Origin of the sequence: Nocardia sp. NPDC058640, from assembly GCF_042716995.1 — a bacterium.
Taxonomy (GTDB): Bacteria; Actinomycetota; Actinomycetes; order Mycobacteriales; family Mycobacteriaceae; genus Nocardia.
Genome location: NZ_JBHXRG010000005.1, coordinates 44,167 through 67,623, shown reverse-complemented (window position 1 = coordinate 67,623; position 23,457 = coordinate 44,167). Strand labels below are relative to the sequence as shown.

23 protein-coding genes are annotated in these 23,457 nt (G+C 66.3%); 12 read left to right on the top strand and 11 right to left on the bottom strand.

Annotated features, from left to right (window positions below; all coding sequences use genetic code 11):
- Positions 1-165: 165 nt before the first annotated feature.
- From ACFWU5_RS09580 to ACFWU5_RS09570, 3 genes are all read right to left on the bottom strand, one after another.
- A complete protein-coding gene (locus ACFWU5_RS09580; RefSeq protein WP_379241623.1) occupies positions 166-1,119 on the bottom strand; it encodes an MHYT domain-containing protein in 954 nt (317 codons plus the stop codon).
- 239 nt (positions 1,120-1,358) lie between these two features.
- Complete coding sequence (locus ACFWU5_RS09575) at positions 1,359-1,517, bottom strand: hypothetical protein (protein WP_379266766.1); 159 nt, start codon at positions 1,515-1,517, stop codon at positions 1,359-1,361.
- A 180-nt stretch (positions 1,518-1,697) separates the two neighbouring features.
- Complete coding sequence (locus ACFWU5_RS09570; protein WP_379266765.1) at positions 1,698-1,991, bottom strand: hypothetical protein; 294 nt, start codon at positions 1,989-1,991, stop codon at positions 1,698-1,700.
- A 171-nt stretch (positions 1,992-2,162) separates the two neighbouring features.
- On the opposite strand from ACFWU5_RS09570, the gene ACFWU5_RS09565 reads away from it, so the two are divergent.
- Both ACFWU5_RS09565 and ACFWU5_RS09560 read left to right on the top strand, forming a co-directional pair.
- Entirely contained in the window at positions 2,163-2,960 is a 798-nt protein-coding gene (locus ACFWU5_RS09565) for an SAM-dependent methyltransferase (RefSeq protein WP_379266764.1), read from the top strand.
- Between the two features lie 132 nt (positions 2,961-3,092).
- Positions 3,093-4,646, top strand: coding sequence for an FAD-binding oxidoreductase (locus ACFWU5_RS09560; protein ID WP_379266763.1), 1,554 nt, complete (start codon positions 3,093-3,095; stop codon positions 4,644-4,646).
- A gap of 3 nt (positions 4,647-4,649) precedes the next feature.
- On the opposite strand, the gene ACFWU5_RS09555 is transcribed toward ACFWU5_RS09560, so the two are convergent.
- From ACFWU5_RS09555 to ACFWU5_RS09545, 3 genes are read right to left on the bottom strand one after another with little or no spacing between them, the layout of a single operon-like run.
- Positions 4,650-5,462: a cyclase family protein gene (locus ACFWU5_RS09555; RefSeq protein ID WP_379266762.1), complete on the bottom strand. Its 813-nt coding sequence runs from the start codon at positions 5,460-5,462 to the stop codon at positions 4,650-4,652.
- A gap of 36 nt (positions 5,463-5,498) precedes the next feature.
- Complete coding sequence (locus ACFWU5_RS09550) at positions 5,499-6,755, bottom strand: MFS transporter (RefSeq protein ID WP_379266761.1); 1,257 nt, start codon at positions 6,753-6,755, stop codon at positions 5,499-5,501.
- A gap of 20 nt (positions 6,756-6,775) precedes the next feature.
- A complete protein-coding gene (locus tag ACFWU5_RS09545) occupies positions 6,776-7,288 on the bottom strand; it encodes an Lrp/AsnC family transcriptional regulator (protein ID WP_379266760.1) in 513 nt (170 codons plus the stop codon).
- 118 nt (positions 7,289-7,406) lie between these two features.
- Here ACFWU5_RS09545 and ald point away from each other — a divergent pair, with 118 nt between their 5' ends.
- Positions 7,407-8,510, top strand: coding sequence for an alanine dehydrogenase (gene ald, locus ACFWU5_RS09540; RefSeq protein ID WP_379266758.1), 1,104 nt, complete (start codon positions 7,407-7,409; stop codon positions 8,508-8,510).
- Between the two features lie 48 nt (positions 8,511-8,558).
- The gene (locus tag ACFWU5_RS09535; RefSeq protein ID WP_379266757.1) at positions 8,559-10,013 is read left to right on the top strand and encodes a phospholipase D-like domain-containing protein; all 1,455 of its coding nucleotides are present in this window, start codon (positions 8,559-8,561) and stop codon (positions 10,011-10,013) included.
- Between the two features lie 16 nt (positions 10,014-10,029).
- Here ACFWU5_RS09535 and ACFWU5_RS09530 read toward each other — a convergent pair whose 3' ends face one another.
- On the bottom strand, positions 10,030-10,383 hold the full coding sequence (locus ACFWU5_RS09530; protein ID WP_379266756.1) for a hypothetical protein: 354 nt from the start codon (positions 10,381-10,383) through the stop codon (positions 10,030-10,032).
- On the opposite strand from ACFWU5_RS09530, the gene ACFWU5_RS09525 reads away from it, so the two are divergent.
- The 3 genes from ACFWU5_RS09525 to ACFWU5_RS09515 all read left to right on the top strand — a co-directional run bounded on the left by ACFWU5_RS09525 (position 10,354) and on the right by ACFWU5_RS09515 (position 15,590).
- Positions 10,354-12,348: a hypothetical protein gene (locus ACFWU5_RS09525; protein ID WP_379266755.1), complete on the top strand. Its 1,995-nt coding sequence runs from the start codon at positions 10,354-10,356 to the stop codon at positions 12,346-12,348. The two genes, ACFWU5_RS09530 and ACFWU5_RS09525, sit on opposite strands and share 30 nt — an antisense overlap.
- A gap of 92 nt (positions 12,349-12,440) precedes the next feature.
- On the top strand, positions 12,441-14,489 hold the full coding sequence (locus tag ACFWU5_RS09520) for a tetratricopeptide repeat protein (RefSeq protein ID WP_379266754.1): 2,049 nt from the start codon (positions 12,441-12,443) through the stop codon (positions 14,487-14,489).
- 39 nt (positions 14,490-14,528) lie between these two features.
- Positions 14,529-15,590 carry a PQQ-dependent sugar dehydrogenase gene (locus ACFWU5_RS09515; protein ID WP_379266753.1) on the top strand — a complete coding sequence of 354 codons (1,062 nt, stop codon included), beginning with the start codon at positions 14,529-14,531 and terminating at the stop codon, positions 15,588-15,590.
- A 3-nt stretch (positions 15,591-15,593) separates the two neighbouring features.
- On the opposite strand, the gene ACFWU5_RS09510 is transcribed toward ACFWU5_RS09515, so the two are convergent.
- Positions 15,594-16,397, bottom strand: coding sequence for a metallophosphoesterase (locus ACFWU5_RS09510; protein WP_379266752.1), 804 nt, complete (start codon positions 16,395-16,397; stop codon positions 15,594-15,596).
- Positions 16,398-17,008: 611 nt separating this feature from the next.
- On the opposite strand from ACFWU5_RS09510, the gene ACFWU5_RS09505 reads away from it, so the two are divergent.
- Together ACFWU5_RS09505 and ACFWU5_RS09500 are read left to right on the top strand one after the other, a co-directional pair.
- Positions 17,009-17,659: a hypothetical protein gene (locus tag ACFWU5_RS09505; protein WP_379266751.1), complete on the top strand. Its 651-nt coding sequence runs from the start codon at positions 17,009-17,011 to the stop codon at positions 17,657-17,659.
- Between the two features lie 39 nt (positions 17,660-17,698).
- On the top strand, positions 17,699-18,394 hold the full coding sequence (locus ACFWU5_RS09500; protein WP_379241610.1) for a DUF2993 domain-containing protein: 696 nt from the start codon (positions 17,699-17,701) through the stop codon (positions 18,392-18,394).
- 28 nt (positions 18,395-18,422) lie between these two features.
- Here the strand turns inward: ACFWU5_RS09500 and ACFWU5_RS09495 are convergent, their stop codons facing one another.
- Entirely contained in the window at positions 18,423-19,469 is a 1,047-nt protein-coding gene (locus ACFWU5_RS09495) for a fatty acid desaturase family protein (protein WP_379266750.1), read from the bottom strand.
- Between the two features lie 375 nt (positions 19,470-19,844).
- Here ACFWU5_RS09495 and ACFWU5_RS09490 point away from each other — a divergent pair, with 375 nt between their 5' ends.
- Entirely contained in the window at positions 19,845-20,132 is a 288-nt protein-coding gene (locus tag ACFWU5_RS09490) for a hypothetical protein (protein ID WP_379241608.1), read from the top strand.
- Here ACFWU5_RS09490 and ACFWU5_RS09485 read toward each other — a convergent pair.
- Positions 20,084-20,689 (bottom strand): hypothetical protein, encoded by a 606-nt coding sequence (locus ACFWU5_RS09485; protein WP_379241607.1) that lies wholly within the window; start codon positions 20,687-20,689, stop codon positions 20,084-20,086. The genes ACFWU5_RS09490 and ACFWU5_RS09485 overlap by 49 nt on opposite strands.
- A 56-nt stretch (positions 20,690-20,745) precedes the next feature.
- The gene (locus ACFWU5_RS09480) at positions 20,746-21,306 is read right to left on the bottom strand and encodes a VanZ family protein (RefSeq protein ID WP_379266749.1); all 561 of its coding nucleotides are present in this window, start codon (positions 21,304-21,306) and stop codon (positions 20,746-20,748) included.
- 57 nt (positions 21,307-21,363) lie between these two features.
- On the opposite strand from ACFWU5_RS09480, the gene ACFWU5_RS09475 reads away from it, so the two are divergent.
- Positions 21,364-22,539 carry an AI-2E family transporter gene (locus ACFWU5_RS09475; protein WP_379266748.1) on the top strand — a complete coding sequence of 392 codons (1,176 nt, stop codon included), beginning with the start codon at positions 21,364-21,366 and terminating at the stop codon, positions 22,537-22,539.
- Positions 22,540-22,628: 89 nt separating this feature from the next.
- A complete protein-coding gene (locus ACFWU5_RS09470) occupies positions 22,629-23,456 on the top strand; it encodes a hypothetical protein (RefSeq protein ID WP_379266747.1) in 828 nt (275 codons plus the stop codon).
- Position 23,457 lies beyond the last annotated feature (1 nt).

The window sequence follows — 23,457 nt, the reverse complement described above, 5'->3', positions numbered from 1 at the left end:
GCTGGTGACCGAGGTCAAGTTCCAGACCGACGAGGGCTTCCAGGTCGGCCTGACCGGCGTGGACAGCGCGGGCAATCCCGTGCGCAACTACTACTGGTTCCATCCGTCGATCCCGCTGAAGTTCTTCTACGACGGCACCGGTCAGGTCGACTTCGATCAGGATTACTACGACACCATGTCCGAGATGTCAGCGGGCCCGTTCGGGGTGTTCCTCGGCCAGGTCAGCGACCTGCCGTTGGCCTTCCCGGCAGACGAGCCCGCCGCCGACGACGACGCGGCCAGCGAGAACGCCGGGTAGGTCGGCGCGGGTTCCCGCTCGGTCGATGCCACCGGCCAGTGGCCCTGCGTCTGCGGGCGCACCGTGGAGTTCAGGCGCATCTTGGGCAGCGATTCCTTGTTCTCGACCTCGGACAGACTCACGATGATCAGCACGAACATGGTGACCACGCAGATCACCCCGATCAGCGGGCCCAGCAGCTGCATCGCCTGCGCGCCCGAGGGCGGCGGCGCGTTCTGGTGACCTTCATGCGCGTGCATGGCCGACATGCCGGTGTAGTGCATTCCGCACACCGCCACGCCCATGATCGCTGCCGCGCCGATCGTGGCGGGAAGGCCCTTCACCCGCAGCGTGAACCACAGCGCGACGATCGAGGCGACCACCGCGATCACCATCGACAGCGACACCACCCACATGTTGTAGCCGACCGCGGCGGTGGATTTCATCGCGTACATGCCGGTGTAGTGCATGCTGCCCACGCCGAGACCCGCGATCGTGCCGCCGCCGACCAGTGCGGCCAGGGTGGGCTGCGGCTTGTTCACCATGAACAGACCGATGCCGACCACGATCATCGCTGTCACCGCGCTGAACAGCGTCAGCGGGATGTCGTAGCGGATTTCGGAGCCTTCGATCGTGAAGCCGAGCATCGCGATGAAGTGCATGACCCAGATGCCGGTGCCGCCGATGGCGATCGCCGAGCTCACCAGCCAGCCGGTGCGTCCCTGTTCGGCATTGCGGCCGCGCGCAGCGCACTGCAAACCGAGCAGGCAGCCGACGAACGACATGAAGTACGCCAGGACGGGAGTGATCCACCCGTAAGAGAAGTGATAGATGTCGAGCAACGCCGTGTGAACCCTCGAATCAGTGCCGCAGCTCTGCCACGGCACACCGAAATCCGACCGACGACAGACAATACTGTGCCGCGGGCAACATTTTGGCTCTGGACGAGCGTCCGGTTTGTTTTTGAGCTACGACCTGGGGTTATGCCGCGAGATGGTGAGCTGATTCACGTTTAGCCACGCTAACTACTGGCTAGGGTTGATCTTGCTGACGGGCCGTGGCATTCAGCCAGTTACTACCTTCATCCCTGCTGACCCGACCGTCGCGATTTCTTCGCGCCCATGATGTCGGCCCACCACGATTGCAGCGGACTCGGCTCGGGCCAGTGGACGGTCGGGTCTTCTTCTTCGGGGTCGATGGGCGTCAGGTCGGAGGGGTCGTCGGCGAGATCACTGGTCATGCGAATGTTCCTCGAAGCGATCGACGGTGCGCTGCGGCACCGACAGAGCAGGAATGGAAGCCGTGACTCGGCTCGAGCACCTACGGCCAACCGTACACGGCGCCGGTAAACCACCGGTCTCGATTCAACCGCGCACCACCACGATCCGAGTTCGCTTCCGCAGCAACCGGTTTGGTGATCTCACTTGGGCACGAACACACCCGTCAGATCCGCTTCACGAATAGGAGCGTCGGGGTTGGCCTGCGCGCCACACATCAGATCTATTGCGGCGATGGACAAGTCGACGGTGTTCGGGTCGGTCTTCGCGTTGTCGCCGCGCTCCTGCTCGAGGAACTTGGTCACCGTTGTCCGCCGGTCGTCGGGGTTCTGGGCGGTGTATTCGCTGCATGGCGTGTCGCCGCCCTTGTTGACCGCCTTCTCCACCTGATCGCAGCCCGTGGCCAGCAGGGCGGTCGCGGCGAGTGCGGTTGTCATATAGCGCAGTGTCATCGTGTGGTGCAGTGTCGTCATGTGGCGGGTTTACCCGGTTTCGCCCGATGCACGCAGGGCGAATCTTGTACTGTCGCAAACAGATCAGATGCTATGCCGCTGGTGGTTCCCGAGCTGGGTGGGCGCCGCTGTCACAGTCGCAGAGGAGCAAGGCTCATGGCCGAAACGCAGACCCCGATGATCCGGACCGACATCCCCCATTCCGCGCGGATCTGGAACTACTGGATGGGGGGCAAGGACCACTACGAGATCGACAAGATCGCCGGTGACGCCGGGCTGGCGGTGGATCCCGACATCTCCACCATGGCCGTGCAGTCACGGCAGTTCCTGATCAGGACCGTGCGGTTCCTGGCGAAGGAGCGTGGCATCAAGCAGTTCCTCGACATCGGCACGGGGCTGCCCACCATGCAGAACACCCACGAGGTCGCCCAGGGCGTAACTCCCGACGCGCGCGTGGTCTACGTGGACAACGACCCGCTCGTGCTCACCCACGCCCGCGCCCTGCTGACCAGCACCACCGACGAGGGCGTGACCACCTACATCGACTCCGACTTCCACGATCCCGAACAGATCGTGGCCGACGCCCGCAACGTGCTCAACTTCAACGAGCCGATCGCGGTGATGTTCATGGGCGTGCTCGGTCACGCCAAGACCTACGACGATCTGCTGCGCATCGTGCGCACCGTGGTCGGCGAGGTGCCCTCGGGCAGCTACCTGATCTACTGGGACGGCACCGACGACAGCCAGGCCTACGTCACCCTGTGCGAGAACTACACCGGCACCGGCGGCACCCCGTACGTCCCTCGCCCCCAGGCCCAGATCCGCAGCGTGTTCGACGGCATGGAACTGGTCGAACCCGGCGTTGTCTCGATCACCCAGTGGCGCCCGGAGACAACCCAGGTCGGCGAAGTCCGCCCGATCTCCGCCTACGGAGCGGTGGCCCGCAAGCCCTGACCGACACCCACATCGCCGAGCCCGTCCCACCTTTCGCCGTGCGGCTTCGGCCGTAGGTGGCGGTGTCGGCCCGGCGGTTCCGCTAGTGTCCGAACAGATTCGTCTGAAAAGGTGCTGGTCGGAAGGATTCCGGTGTCGCTGTCACGTCGAAAGTTGTTCGCTGCCGCCGCGGCTGGGGGTGCGCTGGCCGCGGTCGGCATGCCTGTGGGGCGGGCGCAGGATCGGCTGGGTGCCGAGGAGTTCGCCGCGCTGGCCTCGCGCGGGTACAACCGGCGGTTTCAGGCGCGGCCGGCGAACATCTTCGTGCCGGGCAACACCGAGGAGGTTCGGCGCGCTGTCGCGGACGCGGTGGCGCGGGATTCGCGGATCGCGGCGCGTTCGGGCGGGCATTGTTTCGACGATTTCGTGGACAACGCGCAGACCCGGTCGCTCATCGACCTCGGCCGGTTGAACGCGGTGGGGTGGGACGAGCAGCATCGCGCGTTCTCGGTGGGTGCTGGTGCTGACATCGGGTCGGTGTACAGCGCGCTGCATCGGTGGGGTGTCACGTTGCCCGCGGGGATCTGCCTGGGTGTGGGGATGGGCGGGCACGTGTGCGGTGGTGGTTATGGACCGTTGTCGCGGCGGTTCGGGTTGGTCGCGGATCATCTTGCCGGGGTGGAGGTCGTCACGGTCGATGATGCTGGTGAGGCGAATGTTGTTGTCGCGACCAAGGATTCACCTGCTCGCGACCTGTGGTGGGCGCATACCGGTGGCGGGGGCGGCAACTTCGGTGTGGTGACGCGCTATCTGCTGCGGTCACCGGACTCCGATGGTTCCGACGCCGCGCTGGCGTTGCCGAGACCGCCGCGCACCATGCTGAACGCGCGGCTGATCTTCCCTGTCACCACCCAGGATTCGTTCGTGCGCTTGCTGGGCAACTATCTCGGATTCTTCGAGCGGCACAGTGCGCCGGGCAACGAGTTCGCCGGTCTGTACGCGCCGTTGATGATCAGGACCACCGGAACCGGCGCGGCCGAGATGTTGATCCTGCTCGATGGTGAAACACCTGATGCGCGAAGACGTTTCGACGATTTCGTGGCGACGGTCAGTGCAGGTGTGTTCCCGCCGCCGATTCTCACGCCCGTCGCGGAGCTGTCCTATCCCGACACCGCGGCACAGGTCTATTACGCGAAGGGTGTGAACACCACGCGGGTCAAGGTGAAGGCCGCCTACTTGCGCAGGGCCTACTCCCCCGAACAGCTGCGAATCTTCTACCGCTACATCACCGATCTCGGTTTCCTGGGCGAATCACAGCTGGAATTCCTGCCGTTCGGTGGTGCGATCAACGCGGTTGCCGCTGATGCCACGGCGATGCCCGCGCGGGATTCGTTCATGAAGGTGCTCATTCACGCGTCGTGGCGGTTGCCCGGCGACGATGACCGGTATGTGCGGTGGGCGCGCGAGATGTATCGCGACGTGCACGCTTCGACGGGCGGTGTTCCGGTTCCTGGCGGGGAGTATGGGGGCAGTTACATCAACTACCCGGACCCTGATCTGGCCGACTCGGCATGGAACACGTCCGGATTGCCGTGGCACGCCTTCTATTACGGTGACAACTATGCGCGGCTGCTGCGAGTCAAGCAGGCATACGACCCGAAAACTGTTTTCCAGCACCGTCTTTCGATCGGTCGGCCCGACTGGTGATGGTCAGGTGAGGGCGAGCACGCGACACGGGCCGCCGGTGCCACCCGCGTGCTTCGGCGCGCCGATGACGACCGTGGCACCCTTCGCCGGCACAGAGGCGAGGTTGGCCAGCATCTCCACGCCGTAGCGACCCGCACCCAGAAGTGCTGTGTGCGCACCGTATTCGGGATCGACGCCGCAATCGAGACTGAGCGTGTCGACTCCCGCCCCGACGATTCCGCATTGTGCGACAAGGTATTCCGCTGCCGCAGCGGAGAATCCAGGCGCGTGTGGCGTGCCGCGGTGGTCGAGGTTGAGGAAGGTCGACGGTTGCGTGATGCGCTGTTCCCACCCGGAATACATCGCCACGAAGGCCCGCGGCGGAATCTCTCCGTGCTGCGCACGCCAGCTGTCGATATCGGCGACGGTCACCACCGCATCGGCATCGACGGCGGCCTTGGCGCTGATATCGATGACGACCAGCGGCGCGACCAGGTCCTCGACGGGCAGGGCTTCGGTGGTGGCGGCGCCGGGGACCCGATGCGCGGGCGCGTCGATGTGCGTGCCGGTGTGCTCCCAATATCCGAGCGCGAACTGCCCGAACCCGCCCGACGCGTGCCAGGCCACGGGCACCATTACCATCGGCGGATTGCCCGGCCAGACCGGCAATTGCGGGGTGAGGGTGTGCGTGAGGTCGACAACGCCGGTGCGAGGCGCGGCGACAGCGGGGGCGGCGGCGGCCGCGACAGCGGTCAGTCCCGCCAGACCGAACAGCGCCCGTCGGCTGGGACGTAGCGCACCGTCATGGGCGAGACGAACGATCTCGGGCGTGCACATCGGACTCAAGATAGTCCAGTGCAGCAGGTCCGGCGCCTACTTACCCGGTTCTCCACCGACAGGAATCAGGGCTCGGTGCAGATTGTGGGGCCCCAGACCACGCGCGAGCCCGAAACACAGTGCAGCACAGCCGAGTCCGGATAGAACAAGCCCAATAGTGAAGATCGCCGGATACCCGGCCAGGTCGCCGACCACCCCCGCAACCATCCCCGCCACTCCTTGAACGATGACGATCGCACACGCGAACAGCGTGTAATCACTGCCCGCGTGATCGGGTTCAGACGCATCCATCATCAGCGCGAACACCGCAACAGTGGCCGCCCCGCCGAAGACGTGCTCGGCCAAGCTCGCGGTCACCAACAGTTCGAAGCCTCCGATGCCCAGCGAGGCGAACAGGAACAACGAGATGCTCGCGGTCTGCGTGACACCGCCGATCAGCAATGCCCGCTGCCGCCCGTAGCGGTAGGCCAACCACCCACCCAGCGCCGCACCAGCCAGCGCACCCGCCGAGGACAGCACGCCTTTGATCAGCGCGATCTGGCCCAGTGTCAGGCCCGCATCGGACATGAACGGCCCGGTGAGCGCGGACGCCATCGTGTCACCGAATTTGAACGCGCCGATCAGCGCGATGAACGCGAGCACACCCGGCCGCCGCAACCTGCTCCACCAGGCACCCACCAACCGCACCGGCTGCACACGTGGCAGCTGATCCGCGACCGGTTCCCGCAACAACCACACCGGCACCGTGGTGAGCACGATCAACCCAGCCATGGCCAGGAACAACGCCCGCCACCCGGCCAGCGCGTACAACCACAGCAGCGCCCCGCCACCCACGATCATCCCGACCCGATACGCACCGACCTGAATCCCATTGCCCAGCCCACGCTGCCGCGGACCCAACAGCCGCACCGCAAGACCGTCGGTGGCCACATCCTGGGTGGCCGACAGCAGGTTCACCACCACGATCCCAACGAACATCCACCGCAACGACGACGACAAATCCGCACAGGCCAACACCAACGCCACCGCGGCGGACAGCAGCTGCAACACCAACAACCAGGTGCGCCGAGTGCCGTACCGGTCCACATACGGCGCCCAGAGAAACTTCAACGCCCACGGCAGGAACAGCACACTCGACGCGCTGATCGCGGTCAGCGAGTAGCCCGATTCGCGCAACACCACCGGCAACGCCTGGGTGAAGAAGCCGTAGGGCAGCCCCTGCGCGAAGTACAGCGACGACAACAGAACCAGCGTGCCCGCGGTGATCACACCCGGTCGGGTGGTGGTGCTCATGCGCACATCGTCGCAGACGATCACCGCGTGGGCGGTGCGCTGCGAATGTGTTCGAAGACCAAACTGGTCTCGGTGGACGCGAATTCGCGGGTCGCGCTCAGTTCCGCGGTCACGAACTCGCGCAACGCATCCGGTGATGCCGCCGACACCTGGATCAGGAAGTCGACGGTGCCCGCGAGGAAATACACGTTCACCACCCCGGGCAGCGCGGCGAGCTTGGCGCTGAGTTCGCCGATGCGCGCGCGGGCCGCCGGTTGCACCTGCACGGAGATCATCGCCTGCAGCGGCAATCCCAGTGCCTCGGGTGCGATGTCGGTGTAGAAGCCGCGGATGGCGCCGAGCTCGCGCAGTCGCCGCAGGCGCAGCGAGCAGGTGGACGCGGCGATGCCCACGCGGGCGGCCAGGACGTTGTTGGGGACACGGGCGTCCTCGGCGAGTTCCGCCAGCAGGTGCCGGTCGATATCGTCCAGACTCGACGGTGAACCACGGAACGGCTGCACGGGGTTCGGGCGGTGCTGCTCAGGCGAGGGCATGACCGCACAATACGCAAGTTTTCGACCAAATTTCGCTGATCGTACAGACATGTCGCAGATCACCGCACCAATGCTCGACTCTCATGTCAGAACTCGACCATCCTGAGTAGGAGAAATCATGCGCATCGGCGTCCCCAAAGAAGTGAAGAACAACGAATTCCGGGTGGCGATCACGCCGATCGGTGTGCACGAACTGGTGGCCAACGGCCATCAGGTGACCATCGAAGCCGGGGCCGGCGTCGGGTCGTCGATTCCCGACGAGGAGTACCTGGCCGCGGGCGCGCAGATCCTCACCGACGCCGATCAGGTGTGGGCGGGCGCGGAGATGGTGTTGAAGGTCAAGGAGCCGGTGGCGCAGGAGTACCACCGCCTGCGGGAAGGTCTGGTGCTGTTCACCTACCTGCACCTGGCGGCGGATCGGCCGTTGACCGACGAGCTGCTGGCCAAGCAGGTCACGGCCATCGCGTACGAGACCGTCCAATTGCCTTCGGGCACACTGCCTTTGCTGTATCCGATGTCCGAGGTCGCCGGTTGCCTGGCACCCCAGGTCGGTGCGCACGCGCTGATGAAGCCGTACGGCGGACGCGGTGTGCTGATGGGTGGTGTCGGCGGTGTCGACCAGGCCAAGGTGGTCATCATCGGCGCCGGTGTCGCGGGCCAGAACGCGGCCAATATCGCGTTGGGCATGGGCGCGGACGTCACCCTGCTCGACACCGATCTGGACAAGCTGCGAATGTCGTTCTGGCGCTATGACAATCGCGTACACGGCCTTGCCTCGTCGAAGTTGGCGATCGCCGAGCAGGTGCGCGCGGCCGACATGGTGATCGGCGCGGTCCTGATCCCCGGCGCCGCCGCGCCGAAGCTGGTGAGCAACGAGCTGGTCGCGCAGATGAAGCCCGGTTCGGTACTGGTCGACATCGCCGTGGACCAGGGCGGTTGCTTCGAGGACACCCGCGCGACCACCCACGCCGACCCGACCTACCAGGTCCACCAGTCGACCTTCTACTGCGTGGCGAACATGCCCGGCTCGGTCCCCCACACCTCCACCTACGCCCTGACCAACGCCACCCTGCCCTATGCGGTGGCGCTGGCGAACAAGGGTTGGGAGCGCGCCTGCCTCGAGGACCCCAGCCTGGCGCTTGGTCTGAACACCCTGGCCGGCACCATCACCTACGCCCCGGTCGCCGCCGCCCACGGGCTGGGGGCGCGCGCAGTAGTGTGAGTCGTTCACCTGCGGGGACAGGTGTCGAGTCGGACGAAGGAACTGCGGATGATCCACGAGCAACAGATCCTGATTCCCGGCGACACCTGCTGGCAGATCGCGCGAGCCGACCGGCTGGCCTGCATCGTCGACGCGGCTGACTATTTCCGTCATGCCAAGTCGGCGATGCTGCAGGCCCGCCGGCGGATCGTGCTGATCGGCTGGGACTTCGACACCCGCATCGAATTCGAACCACGGGGAAAGACCCTCGAAGGGCCGAATCAGTTGGGCAAGTTCTTGGCCTGGCTGTCGAAACAGCGACCAGATCTCGAGATCTACGTGCTGAAATGGAAGGTGGGCGCGTTCGCCGCGATCGGCCGCGGCATGACGCCGATCTTCGTGGTGAACTGGATGACCGACCGGCGCCTGCACTTCGAAATGGACGGCGCGCACCCGATCGGTTCGGCCCATCATCAGAAGATCGTGGTGATCGACGACCAGCTCGCGTTCTGCGGCGGCATCGACATGACCGTGGACCGCTGGGACACCAGTAATCACCACGACGACAACACCTTTCGCGCCGAACCCAACGGCAATCGCTACGGCCCGTGGCACGACGCGACCACCGCCGTCGACGGTGCCGCGGCACAGGCCATCGGCGAATTGGCAAGGGCCAGATGGGAATCCGCCACCGGACAGCGACTCGAACCGGTCACCGCCGAGCACACCCCGTGGCCGGAAGGACTCGAGCCGACGATGCGCTCGGTCGACGTCGGCATCGCGCGAACACTGCCCGAACTGGCCGAGCGCACCGAAGTCCGTGAGATCGGGGCGCTGTATCTGGCCGCGATCGCGGGCGCGCGCCGGTCGCTGTATATCGAGAGTCAGTACCTGGCCTCGCGCACGCTCGCCGAAGCGATCGCCGCCCGGCTGCGCGAGACCGACGGCCCCGAAATCGTGCTGGTGCTGCCCCGAAACGCCGACGGCTGGCTCGAACAACAGGCCATGGACGGCGCCCGCCGACGCCTGCTGCACCTGCTGTGGGAGGCCGACACCGGCAACCGCCTCGGCGTCTACTACCCCGTCACCGCCGCCGGTGCGCCGATCTACGTGCACGCCAAGGTGTTGGTCATGGACGACCGTCTCCTGCGCGTGGGCTCGTCGAACCTCAACAACCGTTCGATGGGCTTCGACACCGAATGCGACCTCGCTGTCGAGGTCACGCCTACCACCCCCGACGCCGAACACCTGCGCGAAACCATCCTGGGCATCCGCCGCCAACTGCTGTGCGAACATCTCGGTGCCGAACCCGCGAAGTTCGACGCGACTCTCGCCGAAACATCGTCGCTGGTGCGCACGGTGGAGGCCCTGCGCGGCGAGGGCCGGACGCTGGTGCGGTTCGAGCCCGACACCGTCGCGAACGAGGACAGTCCCCTTGCGGAGAACGAACTGATGGATCCTGAGCGCACCCCAACGACGCTGTGGGGCAACCTGTTTCCGAGCCGGGGTGTCCGGGCGGACTGAGCTCAGGTCTGGAATGTCAGGAGGCCGCGATGTCGGGCAGATCTATGGCGATCGCGGTGCGCGCCTCGGACAGCATTGTGCGGCACTCCGATTCGGCCGCAGTGATCGAACCGCTGGGTGCGCCGTGGGCGCGCAGGTCGGCCAGGCGTTCGCAGGCCGTCAGCGCGGCGCCGAGCACCCCGTCGGCGAGATCGGGCCGATACAGCTCGATTCCCGCCACCGCTCGACGCAACTCACCCAGCGCGGTCTCGGCTTCTTTCGAACGGGTGCGATCACCGGCCGCCCGCAATAACCGAGCGGCCGCCAAAAAGGCGCGACAGGCATCGACATACTCCTTGCGATGACCGTCTCGGCGATCGACTTCGCGCATCTTGATCGCCAGTCGCGTGGCATTACGAGCGCTGAGCAGACCGTTGGCGACCACGGCCACATTGCCCACGATCGCGACCGCCGCAGTCAACCACAATTGCAGAGTCATCTCCCCAATGAACCACGAACTTCCCGACCCCGCAGGATCACCATCGCGCGGCCCCGACGCCGGTGCGCGGCGCGGCCACGATACTGTGGGGCAACGATCGGCCAGTGGGAGAGTCAGGTGTACCGGACGCCGGAGCAAGTCGAACCGTCCGGATCGGGGCATCCGCACTGGATCACCGTGCAGACCACGCGAACGGTGCTGATCGTGGTCCACACCATGACGGCGTGGAATCGACTGGCGGATATCCTTCCCGTTTTCGATTCCGACCGCCGAATTCAGCTGCTCTTCACCTTTCCTGATGTTTCCCACGTGACAGGCGATGTGGAACGCCACCTCGACGAATCCGGGGCGATTCGCATTGCGTGGAGCCGCGCGATATCCGACGAATTCGACCTGGCGATATCGGTACATCACAGCGGTGATCTTCATAAAATTTCTGCGCCTTTAGCTGTGCTTTCGCACGGAATTGGCTATACTAAAATAGCTCAGGAAACAGGAAACAGGAAACAGGAAACAGGAAACAGGAAACAGGAAACAGGAAACGTCTACGGCTTGGGGCGGCGGTGGTTGGTGCGGGATGGGTCCATTCCCGAAGCCATTGTTCTTTCGCACGAAGACGACCGCGAACGCCTGGCCCTGACAGTCCCCGAAGCCCTGCCCAACGTCGTCGTCGCCGGCGACCCCTGCTTCGACCGTATGCGAGCCAGCCGTCACCTGATCCACGCCTACCGCACGGCACTGGGCGCCACCGCCGACACCACCGTGGTGACCGTATCGTCCACGTGGGGACCGGGTTCGGTGCTCGGCCGGCATCCTGACTTGATCAATGACCTGCTCGCCGAACTCCCCCTCGACGACCACATCGTCGCCGCGATAGTCCACCCGAATGCCTGGTTCGCGCACGGCCCGTTGCAGCTACGCACGTGGTTCGCCGACGCGCTGCGTGCGGGCCTTCGCCTCATTCCACCCGTCACCGGCTGGCAGCACACCGTTCTGGCCTCCGATATCGTCATCGGCGATCACGGCTCGGTCACCGGATATGCGGCAGCACAGGGCATTCCGACCGCGCTGGCCGCCTTTCCGCGTGACGAGGTAGCCGACGGCTGCACCATCGATCTGCTGGGAAACCTGGCGCCGACACTGCATCCCCTGCGGCCCCTGCCCGAGCAGATCGCGCGGACGATCACCGAGTACGACCCGGGCACGATGGGTGACCTGCGCGCATCGGCCACCTCACACCCCGGCGCCTGTCTCGATACGCTGCGAGCCACGTTCTACCGCCTGTTGCAGTTGCCCGAACCCGATCGCATCGCCCCTGAATTTCCCTATCCCGCAAGTGATCTCGTGCCTTATCAGGAACACGTCGGTGCCTGCTGGATATCTTGTGAATGGAACCCGGACGGTCTGGGTGGCAATATCGCGCGAATCCGTCGCTGGCCGGCCGACGTCACCGCACGTCGGCGACGCGGTCACCGCACCACCGACGCGACACTGGTCGTGCACGAAGACCATCCGCGACGCGATCTGAGCGCCAACGCCGATGTGGTCGTGGTTTCGAAAACAGACGCCGATTCCGACGAATTGCTGTGCCGCACACTGGAACAGCGGCCCGGATGCTCGATGGCTGTGATCGAGGTCGGTCCCGGACGAGTGCGGCTGCGATACCGGAACGGCACCACGCTGGAGGCGTTCTCACAAGGCTCGCTCACCGGGCCGCTGCCTGTCGCCTACATCGCCGCCGTCGCGCACATCGACCCGGACACAGCCGCCGGTGAAGAACCAGAGGCCTACACACTTATGGTCGGAGAGCACCGAATTACGTTCTCACTCACCAATATTGACTCCTCTCCTGAGTAGCCCAACCCCGCACACGGACAGTCGACGCGTGGACAGGCGCCGTATACAGTGAGGCATCCGTCTCGAAGGCCGGTCGCGGGGAGGGCATGTCAGTGAGCGCGAGCATGGTCCCGCCGTGGGCCGATCCTTTCCTGCCTCGACAGCCCGTCATGGACGACATGGCCGCGCAGATCGAACTAGACCACCACCGCGGCAAACCAGCCCTGTTGTACCTGCACGGCCTCGAAGGACTCGGGGTCTCGTGCACCGTGACCCAGTTCTGGAACCGATACCAGCACCTGATCAACGGCCCGCTGGTCTGGCTGTCCGGACGCCACCCCGACGGCAACACCGTGCCGCTAGGCGAATTGCTCTCGCGCGCCCTGCTGAAATTCGCAGTGCCAGAAGCCGATCAGGGGACCACCGAGTTCGAGAAGGCCGATAGTTTCCAGGCCGTGGCCAGCAGCCACAAGAAGTTCCTTCTCGTCGTGGACGACATCGACAATATCGCCCAGATCCTGCCCTTCATCCCGGTCGACGCGCCAGACGCGATCATCATGGCCACCAGCGCTTTGCGGTCCAGCACACTGGAGCAGCGGGGGTTCGCACCGTTCACGCCGGACCTGCTGTCCGCCGAGGCGGCCGAGGAGCTGTTCCGCGCCGGGCTCGGCGATACCGCCCTGTCACTCGACGATGCCACGATCGACCAACTGACAACGTTCTGCGGCGGTATCCCCCTGCTGATCAAGGTGCTGGCCGCTCAGATCTGCGGCAGGCCGCCGAAAGCGCGAATACTGTTGTCGCAGTTACGCAAGTCAGGCGTCCGGCTGCTGAAGCTCGATGACGAACAGCGCATGCAGCGCTTCCTCGACACCGCCTACGACAACCTCACCGACGCCGAGAAAATCGCGTACCGCCGCCTCGGTTCCCTCCCCGCAGCGCATTTTGGCGTCGACGCGGTCGCTGCGATCCTCGGCATCGAAGCCGACGCCGCCTACGAATTGCTCGAACGCCTCACCGAGCTGAGCCTGCTCACCTGCACCGACCCCGCCCGCGACCGCTTCGCATTCCACCCGGTGCTGCGCGACGACGCACGCGCCCGAGCGCTGGCCACCGATGACCCGACTGTGTTGCGGCAGGCCGTCGAAGACTGGGTCACCTGGTTTCTGCGCGAGGCGTTGCCTCGGGCCGCGGTGATCTCGCAGCGCTGGTGGGTGTCGCCGGTGTCGGACCTGATGGTGGCCCTGCATCCGGACGGTGTTCCGCTGTTCACCCGTCCGGCGGCGCTGGCATGGTTCGACGCCGAGGACGCCAACCTCGTTGCCGCAGTACGAGCCGCGCACCGGGCTGAACTGCACGGCCTGGCCTGGCCGTTGTGTGTCGCCCTGTGGAAGTACCTGCACCTGCACGGCCGGTACGAGGCCTGGATCGACACGCACGTGCTCGGCCTGGCGTCCGCGGAAGCAGCAAGTTGCGACCTGGGCATCATGCAACTGTCCTCGCAGCTCGGCAGCGCCTACCTGGAACTCACCGAGTACGCCGACGCGCGCGAATGCTTCACGCGCGCACTGCAGTTGGCGCGCACCACCGACCACCTGCTCGGTGAGCAGAGCGCACTCGAGTGGCTGGGCAAGATCGCCGCGGCGCAGGGACAGTTCGCCACCGCGCTGGCGGCGTACCAGCAGTCGTGGGACGTCGTCGTCGCCTCCGGCAGCCTGATCAGCCCCGCCGAACAGGCCAGGGCGTTCGCTATTCTGCTGCTGCAGCGTGCTCGCGCCGAATACGCCTCGGGCAACCTCGCCCGCGCGGTGACAGACGCCCAACAGGCCATCGACTACTTCGTCGACGAGCCGACCGAAACCGACAACACCGCGAAGGCCCGGCTGATCCTCGGACGCGCACAATCGGACCTCGGCTCGACCGACGAAGCGATCGCCACCTTCACCGCGGCTTTGCGGGGTTTCGAGGCAGAGGACGTGCGTAAACAGCAGGCGCACACCCGCCGCCTGCTCGGCGACGCCTACCGCGCAGCGGGCAGGCCGACCGAGGCCATCGACCAGTACCGCAGTGCGCTCGACTACTACCGCAGCGTCGGCAACGCGCTGGCCGACGCTGTTGCCCGCGCGATCACCGAACTGTCCGGGACGCCACCCACCGAGTAGGAAAATCACCGGCGATCGCGCACGCTTACTCTCGAAGGTATGGAGTTCCGCAGAACAGCGTTTCTCGTCGTGGCTGTCGGTGTGGTGTGCGCGTGCTCTGCCGGTCCGGAGGACGGTTCCCAGCTGTCGACCACCCGGACCGGGTCATCGGGCGTCAACTCCACTGTCACCGATGGGCTCGACGCGCCGTGGTCGATCGCCTTTCACGGCGCGACCGCGCTGGTGAGCGAGCGGGACAGCGGGCGGATCCTCGAAATCGGTTCCGGCGGAACGCAACACGAGGTGGGCGTCATCGATGGTGTCGAAGCGGTAGGTGAGGGTGGACTGCTCGGAATCGCTGTGCGCGATGGACAACTGTTCGCCTACTACACCGCCGCCGACGACAATCGCATCGAGCGCTTCGACCTCACCGGAGTACCGGGCAGCCTCCAACTCGGCAGCGGGACAACAATTCTCACCGGGCTGCCTGCCGCGACCAATCACAACGGCGGTCGGATCGCATTCGGTCCCGACGGGATGCTCTATACGACAGTCGGCGACGCGGGCAACCGCGCAGCCGCCCAGGATCGCGCCGCCTTCGCCGGAAAGATCCTGCGAATGACCCCGGACGGGAAAGCCCCTGCCGACAATCCCATCCCCGGCTCGCTGGTCTACAGCTACGGTCACCGCAACCCGCAGGGCATCACGTGGGCTCCCGACGGCCGGATGTTCGCCAGCGAATTCGGTCAAAACACTTGGGACGAACTGAATCTCATCCAACCCGGCGGCAACTACGGTTGGCCCGAGGTCGAAGGCCTCGCCGGGCGCGCGGGTTTCATCGACCCCGTTCAACAGTGGAAGCCGTCCGAAGCCAGTCCCAGTGGCATGACGATCATCGACGGGTCGGTCTACATCGCGAACCTGCGCGGCGAGCGACTGCGTCAGATCCCGCTCGACAACCTGACCCACTCGACCGAGCACCTGGTCGGCGAGTACGGGCGCCTGCGCGATGTCGCCGTCGCCCCCGACGGTTCCCTGTGGTTGCTGACCAACAACACCGATGGGCGCGGCGATCCGGCCGCCGGGGACGACCGGATCGTGCGCCTGCCGATCGACAGGTGAGGTTCAGCGCTGCGGGTGCAGCACCAGCACAGTGATCTCACTGGGTGCGAAGACCCGCATCGGCGGCCCCCAGTAGCCGGTGCCGCGACTGGTGTAGAGCTGAGTGTTGTCGGCGTGCTTGCTCAGACCCTGGACCACCGGCTGATCGAGGCGGACCAGATAGTGGAACGGCCAGATCTGACCGCCGTGCGTGTGCCCGGAGATCTGCAGTTCCACCCCGGCCGCGGAACTGTCGGCGACCTGTTTCGGTTGGTGCGCCAGCAGGACCACCGGCAGCGCGGGGTCGGTGCCGGCGAGCGCGGCGGGCAGGTCGGGGCCGTGACCGGCCACGTCGGCGCCCGCCGGGTCGTCGATACCGGCCACGACCAGTCGGTCACCGTCGCGATCGACGGTTCGGTGCGCGTTGTGCAGCGGCTGCCAGCCGATGGACGCCATGTAGTCGATCCAGCTCTGCGCGTCGTCGAGGTACTCGTGGTTACCGGTGATGTAGAACCGGCCCAGCGGCGCTTCGACCCCCGCGAGCGGCGCGACCTGATCGCGACGCTTGTGGACCGAACCATCGACGAGATCGCCTGCCAGACCGACGATATCGGGCCGCTGCGCATTGACCTTGTCGACAACTTCCTTCGACCATTGCTCGCGATCCAATGCCGCGAAGTGGGTGTCGGTGATGACCACCACGCGCAACCCGTCGAGCCCGTCGGCCAGCCCCGGAATCGCGATATCGACGGTGCGCACCTGCGGGATCCGCCGCGCCTCGTACACCCCGAACACGCTGAGCCCCAACGCGATAACCACCACGGCCACCGCCACACCCCACACCCCGGCTGACCCGCAACCCCTTTACCCCCGCGACACCGAGCCCGCCCCGCACCACCAGCCCGATCAACGACCAGACGAAAACCACCCACAACACCCCGAGCGCGACGTCACCGACGATCGCCGCGGGATCGAACTGCGGCGGCCCGTGCCCGAGGACCATGGCGACAGGGACACACACATACCCGACAACACATGCCCCCGTGCCGATCCGGTACGCGGTCCCGCTGCGCCCGGTCGGCCCCGCGACCAACACCCACCACGGCACCGCGAACATCACTGCCAGGACCAGCACGATCGATATCAGAAGTACAGCGGTGCCCACGAGTTCCCGTCCCACACAGGGCCACCCCGGTCGAGCGGCACTGCCCCCGATCATTCCAGCTCGGGTTCGCGGGCTTCGGCGGCGTCCTGTGTCCGGCCATCGCGATCACGGTCTCAGCGGATCCGTTCGTCGCACCGGCGATCTCTGATTCCTCCCACCTCCCCAACAAACAAGAGCACTGCTCTTGCTTTGCCCGCGCAGGCGTGCGACCATTGCTCCAAGCAATAAAAGAGCACCGCTCTCGTAAATGAACGGTGCGGATCGAAGGAGCATCATGTCCTCACCCGCTCGTCTCCGAAGCCGCATGGGCGCCGTCGCCTTCGCACTCGCGGGGGTCCTGTTCGTGATCTACGAGGTCGCCGCCCCGCGCGTCGCCGACCAGACCACGCTCGAAAGCGCCCAGTCATGGGCGAGCACCGGCTGGTCGCTGGCCCATCTGGCCGCGATCATCGGACTCGTCCTCATCCCGCTCGGATACAGCGCACTGCGCGACCATCTCGCGGACACCCGCAACGAGGCCACGGCCGCGAAGGCCACCACAATCGGCTACATCGGGTCTGCGCTGACGATCTCGTACTACGGCGCGGAGACTTATGGCCTGGCAGCGATCGGTCGGCGGGCGGTAGCCGACGGCGACGCCACGCTCACCGAGGTCGGCAACGCCTTCCGGTACGACGCGACCGCGATGACCGTGTTCGCGCTCGGCCTGACACTGATCGCGGTCGCCGCGGTCCTGGCTGCGGTGGCGGTGTGGCGTTCGGGCACGCTCGATCGTTGGAGTGGCGTCCCGCTCGCGGCGCTGCTGGTCACGATGCTGCCGCAATTCTTCCTGCCGCAGATCGGCCGGATCGCCTGGGGCGCGATGGTGGCAGCGGCGACCTTCTGGCTCGCGGCACAGCTGTGGAATAACACCACCCGGCACTGATCCACCGCATGATGGTGGGATGGCCGAGAGGGTGAACGTATGCGCGCACTGCTGATTCTGCTCATCGTGCTCGCGATCGCGCTGGTCGTGGGCGATCGGGTCGCGGTCGGGGTGGCGCAGAACGAGATCGCCCGCAAGATCGCCGCCGAATACCACCTCCCCCACCAACCCGACGTCGTAATCCGCGGGATTCCGTTCCTGACCCAGGCCGTGGACGGCAACTATCGCCACATCGACATCCGGGTCGGCGACTGGAGTGGCGAGGGCTTGTCCGTCCACGACCTCAACATTGCGTTGAACGATGTGTCGGCGCCGTTGGCCGACATCATCGACAATCGCACGTCGAATCTCGTCGCGGGTACGGCGACCGCGACGGCGGTGGTGCCCTATGACGTCGTGCGGAGCTTCGCGCCCGACGGGGTCGAATCGATCTCCGACAGCCCCGACGGTCTGCGCGCGACCGGCACTTTCTCGGTGGCGGGGCTGCATGTGCCCGCGACGGTGTTCGTCACCGTCGCGCCGGTCGAGCAGGGTATCGAGGTCACTCCGGTCTCGGTCCAACCCGCGGCCGGTGGGCCGACGATTTCGCTGACCATGCTGCAAAGCGCCCTGACCTTCGTCGTCCCGCTGCAACGGCTGCCACTGGGCGCCCGGCTGACCGCCATCCAACCGGGCGCTGACGGGCTGCACGTTACTGCTGTGGCCCACAACGTCCGGTTCGACAGCTTGCCGTAAGCGTGAATTATGTTGTTGCACTGCGGGATTAGCGCTCAGAGTGTCGCAAGGGCGCGCCGACTTGGTGCAGGTGCGTCAGTGCCTCGCGGTACGAGGCGATCAGGCCGGTCTCGTGATAAGGCACGCCGATTTCGGCGCAGTAGTCGCGCACGATCACCTGGGCGTGACGCAGGTTCGGCGTCGGCATGCTCGGGAACAGGTGGTGCTCGATCTGATAGTTGAGACCGCCGAGGGCGATGTCGGTGAACGCGCCGCCGCGCACATTGCGGGAAGTCAGGACCTGGCGACGGAGGTAGTCGGGTCGATCATCGCCGGTCAGCGTCGGCATGCCCTTGTGGTTCGGGGCGAAGATGCAACCCATGTAGAGGCCGAACAGGCCCTGGTGGACGGCGATGAACGCGAACGCCTTGTCCGCGGGCAGCACCGCGAACAAAGCGGTCAGGTAGAGGGCGAAGTGGCCCAACAACAGCGCACCTTCCACACCGCGCCGTTTGACCGACTGATTGCGCAGCGCACGCACACCGGCCAGATGCAGGTTGAAGCCTTCCAGCAACAGCAGCGGGAAGAACAGAAACGCCTGCGCCCGCCCGACCAGACGCACCAGACCACGGCTGGACCGCGCCTGCCGCTGCGACCAGACCAGAATGTCGGGCGCGACGTCGGGGTCCAGTTCCTCGTGGTTCGGATTGGCGTGATGGCGGGTGTGTTTGTCCTGCCACCAGCCGTACCCGAGGCCGATACCGGCATTGCCGAACAGGCGGCCCACCAGCTCGGTCGGTCGGCGCAGTCGGAAGACCTGGCGGTGCGCGACGTCGTGCATGACGAGGGCGACTTGGGCGAAGGTCACCGCCATGAAGGCCGCGACCAGCAACGTCCACCACGAATCGCCGATGAGGAAGAACGCCGCCCAACCCGCCGCGAACGCTCCCCCGACGAGGCTGAGTCGCGCGGCGTAATAGCGGGGACGGCGGTCCATCAGCCCGGCGTCGGAGATTCGGCGCAAGAGACGGGCGTAATCACCGTCGGCGCCACGCCGCGCCTGCCGTGGGGTCGACTCGGGAATCAGAGCAGTCATAGATCGTCCTCAGAGCGTGAGTCGGCGACGCCCGCCGCTTGCCTGGGGCGCCGATTTCGATACTCCGAAGCTATCGACGGAATTCTCGTCGGCCGTAATCCCTTGGTAGGGGATCGAATCGGACTGCGGGTTGATATCTGCGGGCTGGTTGCCGGACTGCACGACGGCGTCACCGAGGCAAATGCTCGGTTATGCCGCCTCTCGAGAGCAATCACACATCGACCGCCCCCGGCGCGCATGTTCTCGAGATCTAGGGGTTCAACAGTGACGTCGGTGGGTAAAAAGACTTCGATACCGTTCGCGAATCCGGCGAACGGGACGTCTTAGCGGGCGTTTCACAGTGTGGAGTACAGGTTGCTGAAACTGATCGAGCTCATGCGAAGACCAGCCCCGACCACGGTCGCCACCGAGCCATCCACCGAGGTGGGGGCACTGCAACCCGGCGATGTGGTGGTCACGCCCAAGCGTAGCTACCGGGTGGTCAGCACCAGTTTCGCCGACGACGCGCGCCGCGCGGGTCGCGTGGTCGCCGACACGGTCGACCTGGTGACCGGGCGGCTGCGCGTGCTCGATTTTCCCAGCGCCGACACCATGGTCACCGTCAAACGGCGCGGTCAGACCGGTCGTTTCTGGACATCCAGCGGCGGGCGCGTCGTAGCCTGAGCGCCGTCGGCGGGAACCACGTCGTCCTCGACCACACGGTGGTGATCGTCAGCGCGCGCACGTTCGGCGAACCTGATGTCACGGGCGCTGCGCACCGACAGGCGGCCCAGCGAGGTCGCGGCGAAGAACAGGATCAGCGCGCCGAGGCCGTAGAAGTACGTCAGCTGCAGTAGCGCGCGCTTCAGATCCGTGGTGGCAACCGGTTCACCCACGGCGCCCAGGCTCAGTGACGCGGCCAGGAACGGCCCGATCACGAACCACGCACCCGCCGCCACCGACAACCAGCCACCGAAGCTGGCCACCAACCGGTTGCGGCTCATCAACATGAGCAGACCACCGACGATCGCGACCACGCCCGGCAACACCTGCAACCAGCCGCGCGCCGCCGACCACGCCCACGCCCGGTCAGGGGTGTACGCGAAGTCGAAATACGGGCCGAGGAACGGGATCAGCGCGCCCCAGATTCCCAGCAGCAGCACCGCCAACCCGCCCAGCGCGCCCCGGCTGCGGGGAATACGCAACCGACCACCGCGCACTTTCTCGCCTGCGTCCACCATGACGTCTCCCTACATCGACAACCGAAGTATCAGGCGCATACCCCCAGTTCGACCGCCTACGCACCGACCACGCAATCGCACCCTGTGTTGTGATCGCGGCCTTTCCCGACTCTCGCGAGCAGGTACGCGCCGAGCCCGGCACCCGCGGCGTTCATCAGCACGTCGTCGACCGACGACACCCGTCCGATATCCAGGACGAACTGGGCGATTTCCAGGGTCGCCGACAGCGCCGCGCCCAGCGCGAACATTCGCCACACCCCGGTGAAGCGAGGGCAGCGCAGCGGAAGCAGGAATCCCAGTGGGAAGAAGATCGCTAGATTCGCGCCGATCTGCACCACCGTGTCGAACGACAACTCGCCCACCGTCGCGGTCAGATCACGCAGCGGGATCGCGCTGATCGCGCGGGTGCCACCGGTCGGCGTCAGGATCATCCAGACCCACGGCAGCGTGCCCGCGACAATGCCCACTTCGGTCAGGCTGTGCCGCAACGCAATTGGTCGCGGCACGCCCGCGCGCAACCTCCACCACACCAACAACCCCACGATCACGGGAAGCACCGCGACCCCGATCCCCCACGCCACCAACACCGGCCCCCAGGCCTGCCACACGTACCCCATGCACGAAACTTACGTCGCTGCCGTGAGATCCGGCGACCGGCGTGCCAGACTGGCGACGTGAGCGAGCCGGTGAACAAACCCAGTGGGACGCAATCGAAGACCGAACCGCGACGCGACCGAGGGGACGTGATCGGCGGCGGGGTCCTATGGCTGGCCAAATGGGCGCTGTGCATCGTGGCGATCGCGGCGGGCGCGTGGGTGCTCGGCACGATCATCGGCCAGCTGTGGGTGATCATCCTGCCCGTGGCGCTGGCCGTCGTGGTGACCACGATCCTGTGGCCGCTGACCCGCTGGCTGACCGGACGCAAGGTACCGCCCGCGCTGGCCGCGACGATCACGCTGGTGGGATTCCTCGGGCTGCTGGGCGGGGTCATCGCGCTGATCGTGCCCTCGGTGGCCGATCAGGCACCCGAACTCGCCGACAAGTCCACCGACGGCGTCAACCAGATCCGCGACTGGATCCAGGGACCGCCGCTCAATATTCGCGACGAACAGCTCGACTCCGCGGTCGACGCGATCGTGGCGCGACTGCAGTCCAGCGGCGCGCAGATCGCCAACGGCGTGTTCAGCGGCGTCTCCACCGCCACCTCGGTCCTGATCACCGTGTTCCTGCTGTTGGTACTGGTGTTCTTCTTCCTCAAAGACGGCACCCGGTTGCTGCCGTGGATCGGCCGGGTCTTCGGCAACCCCAGCGGCCGTCACATCGAAACCGTGCTGGAACGGGTCTGGGCCACGCTGGGCGGGTTCATCCGCACGCAGGCGATCGTCAGCATGGTCGACGCGGTCCTCATCGGCTCGGCGCTGTTCATCCTCGATGTTCCGCTGGCACTGGTGCTTTCGGTGATCACGTTCGTCGGCGGGTTCGTGCCGATGGTCGGCGCGTTCGTGGCGGGCGCACTCGCTGTGCTGGTCGCGTTGGTCGGCAACGGGTTCACCACGGCGCTGATCGTGCTGTGCGTGGTGTTGGCGGTGCAGCAGTTGGAAGGCAATGTGCTGCAGCCTGTTCTGCAGAGTCGCAGTATGGAATTGCACGCGGTGGTCGTGCTGCTCGCGGTGACCGCGGGCGGGTCGCTGTACGGCATCACCGGCGCTTTCCTCGCGGTGCCGGTGGTTGCGATGGTTGCGGTGGTCGTTCGGTACTGCGGTGAGCAGATCGACGCGGCCACCGAACCGGAAGTGGACGACGCAGCGGACGCTGATCCTGGTGCGGTGCCGGAGCCGGATGCACGGTGACGGCGTAACGCCGGCGGGGCCGGATCCGACCGCATTAGTGTGAACTGGGAGACCGAGGGCAGGGCGGAGGGCACGTGACAGCTGGTCGGATGAGACGAACAGCTGCGGTGGCCGGGGCCGTGGGGGTCCTCGGGTTGCTCGGTTATGGCGGGGTCGCTGGCGCTCAGCCGGGCGTCGTGCCTGGTGAGGGCACTGAGTTCGTGGCAGCGCCGGGAGACCATGGGAATGGGAACCCGGGGAACGGCAACGGCAACCAGGGCAATGGTGGCGGGAACCAGGGCAACAACGGGAACGGCAATCAGAACCCCGGCAACGGCAATGGCAATCAAGGCAACGGCGGCGGTAACCAAGGCAACAACGGCAACCAAAACCCCGGCAACGGAAATGGCAATCAAGGCAACGGCGGCGGCAATCAGGGCAACAACCCGAACCCCGGCAGTCCGCCCGGCCCACAGGCACCTGACCCAGAACCCGCACCCGGATCCCCCGGCGAACCTCCCGCGCCCTCACCACCCGCCCCGCAGGCTCCCCAACCCGCCCCGCCAGCACCCGGCGAAGCACCGGGCAACGCCTCACCCGACGGTGGCGGTGGCGGTGGCGGTGGCGCTCCTCCCGTCGCCCCGCCCGCCGAATCCGCTCCCGACGGAACCGGACAGTCCCCCGCGCCCCCAGCAACACCTGGCAACCCACCCGCCGCACCCGCACCCGCCGGCGGCACGCCTACCCCCTCCCACCAGGTCGTACCCACCAGCGACACCGGCATCCTCCCCGAGCCCGACCTCCTCTCGGTGCTCGGCGGCCTACTCGCCCTTGGCATCGCCGGCGGCGGATCAGCCGTGGTCAGTTTCCAAGGCGCCGCAGCAGCCCAAGCCCGCATCAACGCCGCCCGCGCCGAGTTCTTCGGCCCGCGCGCATAGA

Excerpts from the sequence above, each read along its gene's own strand:
- ACFWU5_RS09575 (WP_379266766.1), bottom strand. The coding sequence starts at position 1,517 with ATGACCAGTGATCTCGCCGACGACCCCTCCGACCTGACGCCCATCGAC.
- ACFWU5_RS09570 (WP_379266765.1), bottom strand. The coding sequence starts at position 1,991 with ATGACAACCGCACTCGCCGCGACCGCCCTGCTGGCCACGGGCTGCGAT.
- ACFWU5_RS09565 (WP_379266764.1), top strand. The coding sequence starts at position 2,163 with ATGGCCGAAACGCAGACCCCGATGATCCGGACCGACATCCCCCATTCC.
- ACFWU5_RS09555 (WP_379266762.1), bottom strand. The coding sequence starts at position 5,462 with ATGTGCACGCCCGAGATCGTTCGTCTCGCCCATGACGGTGCGCTACGT.
- ACFWU5_RS09550 (WP_379266761.1), bottom strand. The coding sequence starts at position 6,755 with ATGAGCACCACCACCCGACCGGGTGTGATCACCGCGGGCACGCTGGTT.
- ACFWU5_RS09545 (WP_379266760.1), bottom strand. The coding sequence starts at position 7,288 with ATGCCCTCGCCTGAGCAGCACCGCCCGAACCCCGTGCAGCCGTTCCGT.
- ald (WP_379266758.1), top strand. The coding sequence starts at position 7,407 with ATGCGCATCGGCGTCCCCAAAGAAGTGAAGAACAACGAATTCCGGGTG.
- ACFWU5_RS09535 (WP_379266757.1), top strand. The coding sequence starts at position 8,559 with ATGATCCACGAGCAACAGATCCTGATTCCCGGCGACACCTGCTGGCAG.
- ACFWU5_RS09525 (WP_379266755.1), top strand. The coding sequence starts at position 10,354 with ATGACCGTCTCGGCGATCGACTTCGCGCATCTTGATCGCCAGTCGCGT.
- ACFWU5_RS09530 (WP_379266756.1), bottom strand. The coding sequence starts at position 10,383 with ATGCGCGAAGTCGATCGCCGAGACGGTCATCGCAAGGAGTATGTCGAT.
- ACFWU5_RS09515 (WP_379266753.1), top strand. The coding sequence starts at position 14,529 with ATGGAGTTCCGCAGAACAGCGTTTCTCGTCGTGGCTGTCGGTGTGGTG.
- ACFWU5_RS09505 (WP_379266751.1), top strand. The coding sequence starts at position 17,009 with ATGTCCTCACCCGCTCGTCTCCGAAGCCGCATGGGCGCCGTCGCCTTC.
- ACFWU5_RS09500 (WP_379241610.1), top strand. The coding sequence starts at position 17,699 with ATGCGCGCACTGCTGATTCTGCTCATCGTGCTCGCGATCGCGCTGGTC.
- ACFWU5_RS09495 (WP_379266750.1), bottom strand. The coding sequence starts at position 19,469 with ATGACTGCTCTGATTCCCGAGTCGACCCCACGGCAGGCGCGGCGTGGC.
- ACFWU5_RS09490 (WP_379241608.1), top strand. The coding sequence starts at position 19,845 with ATGCGAAGACCAGCCCCGACCACGGTCGCCACCGAGCCATCCACCGAG.
- ACFWU5_RS09485 (WP_379241607.1), bottom strand. The coding sequence starts at position 20,689 with ATGGTGGACGCAGGCGAGAAAGTGCGCGGTGGTCGGTTGCGTATTCCC.
- ACFWU5_RS09480 (WP_379266749.1), bottom strand. The coding sequence starts at position 21,306 with ATGGGGTACGTGTGGCAGGCCTGGGGGCCGGTGTTGGTGGCGTGGGGG.
- ACFWU5_RS09470 (WP_379266747.1), top strand. The coding sequence starts at position 22,629 with ATGAGACGAACAGCTGCGGTGGCCGGGGCCGTGGGGGTCCTCGGGTTG.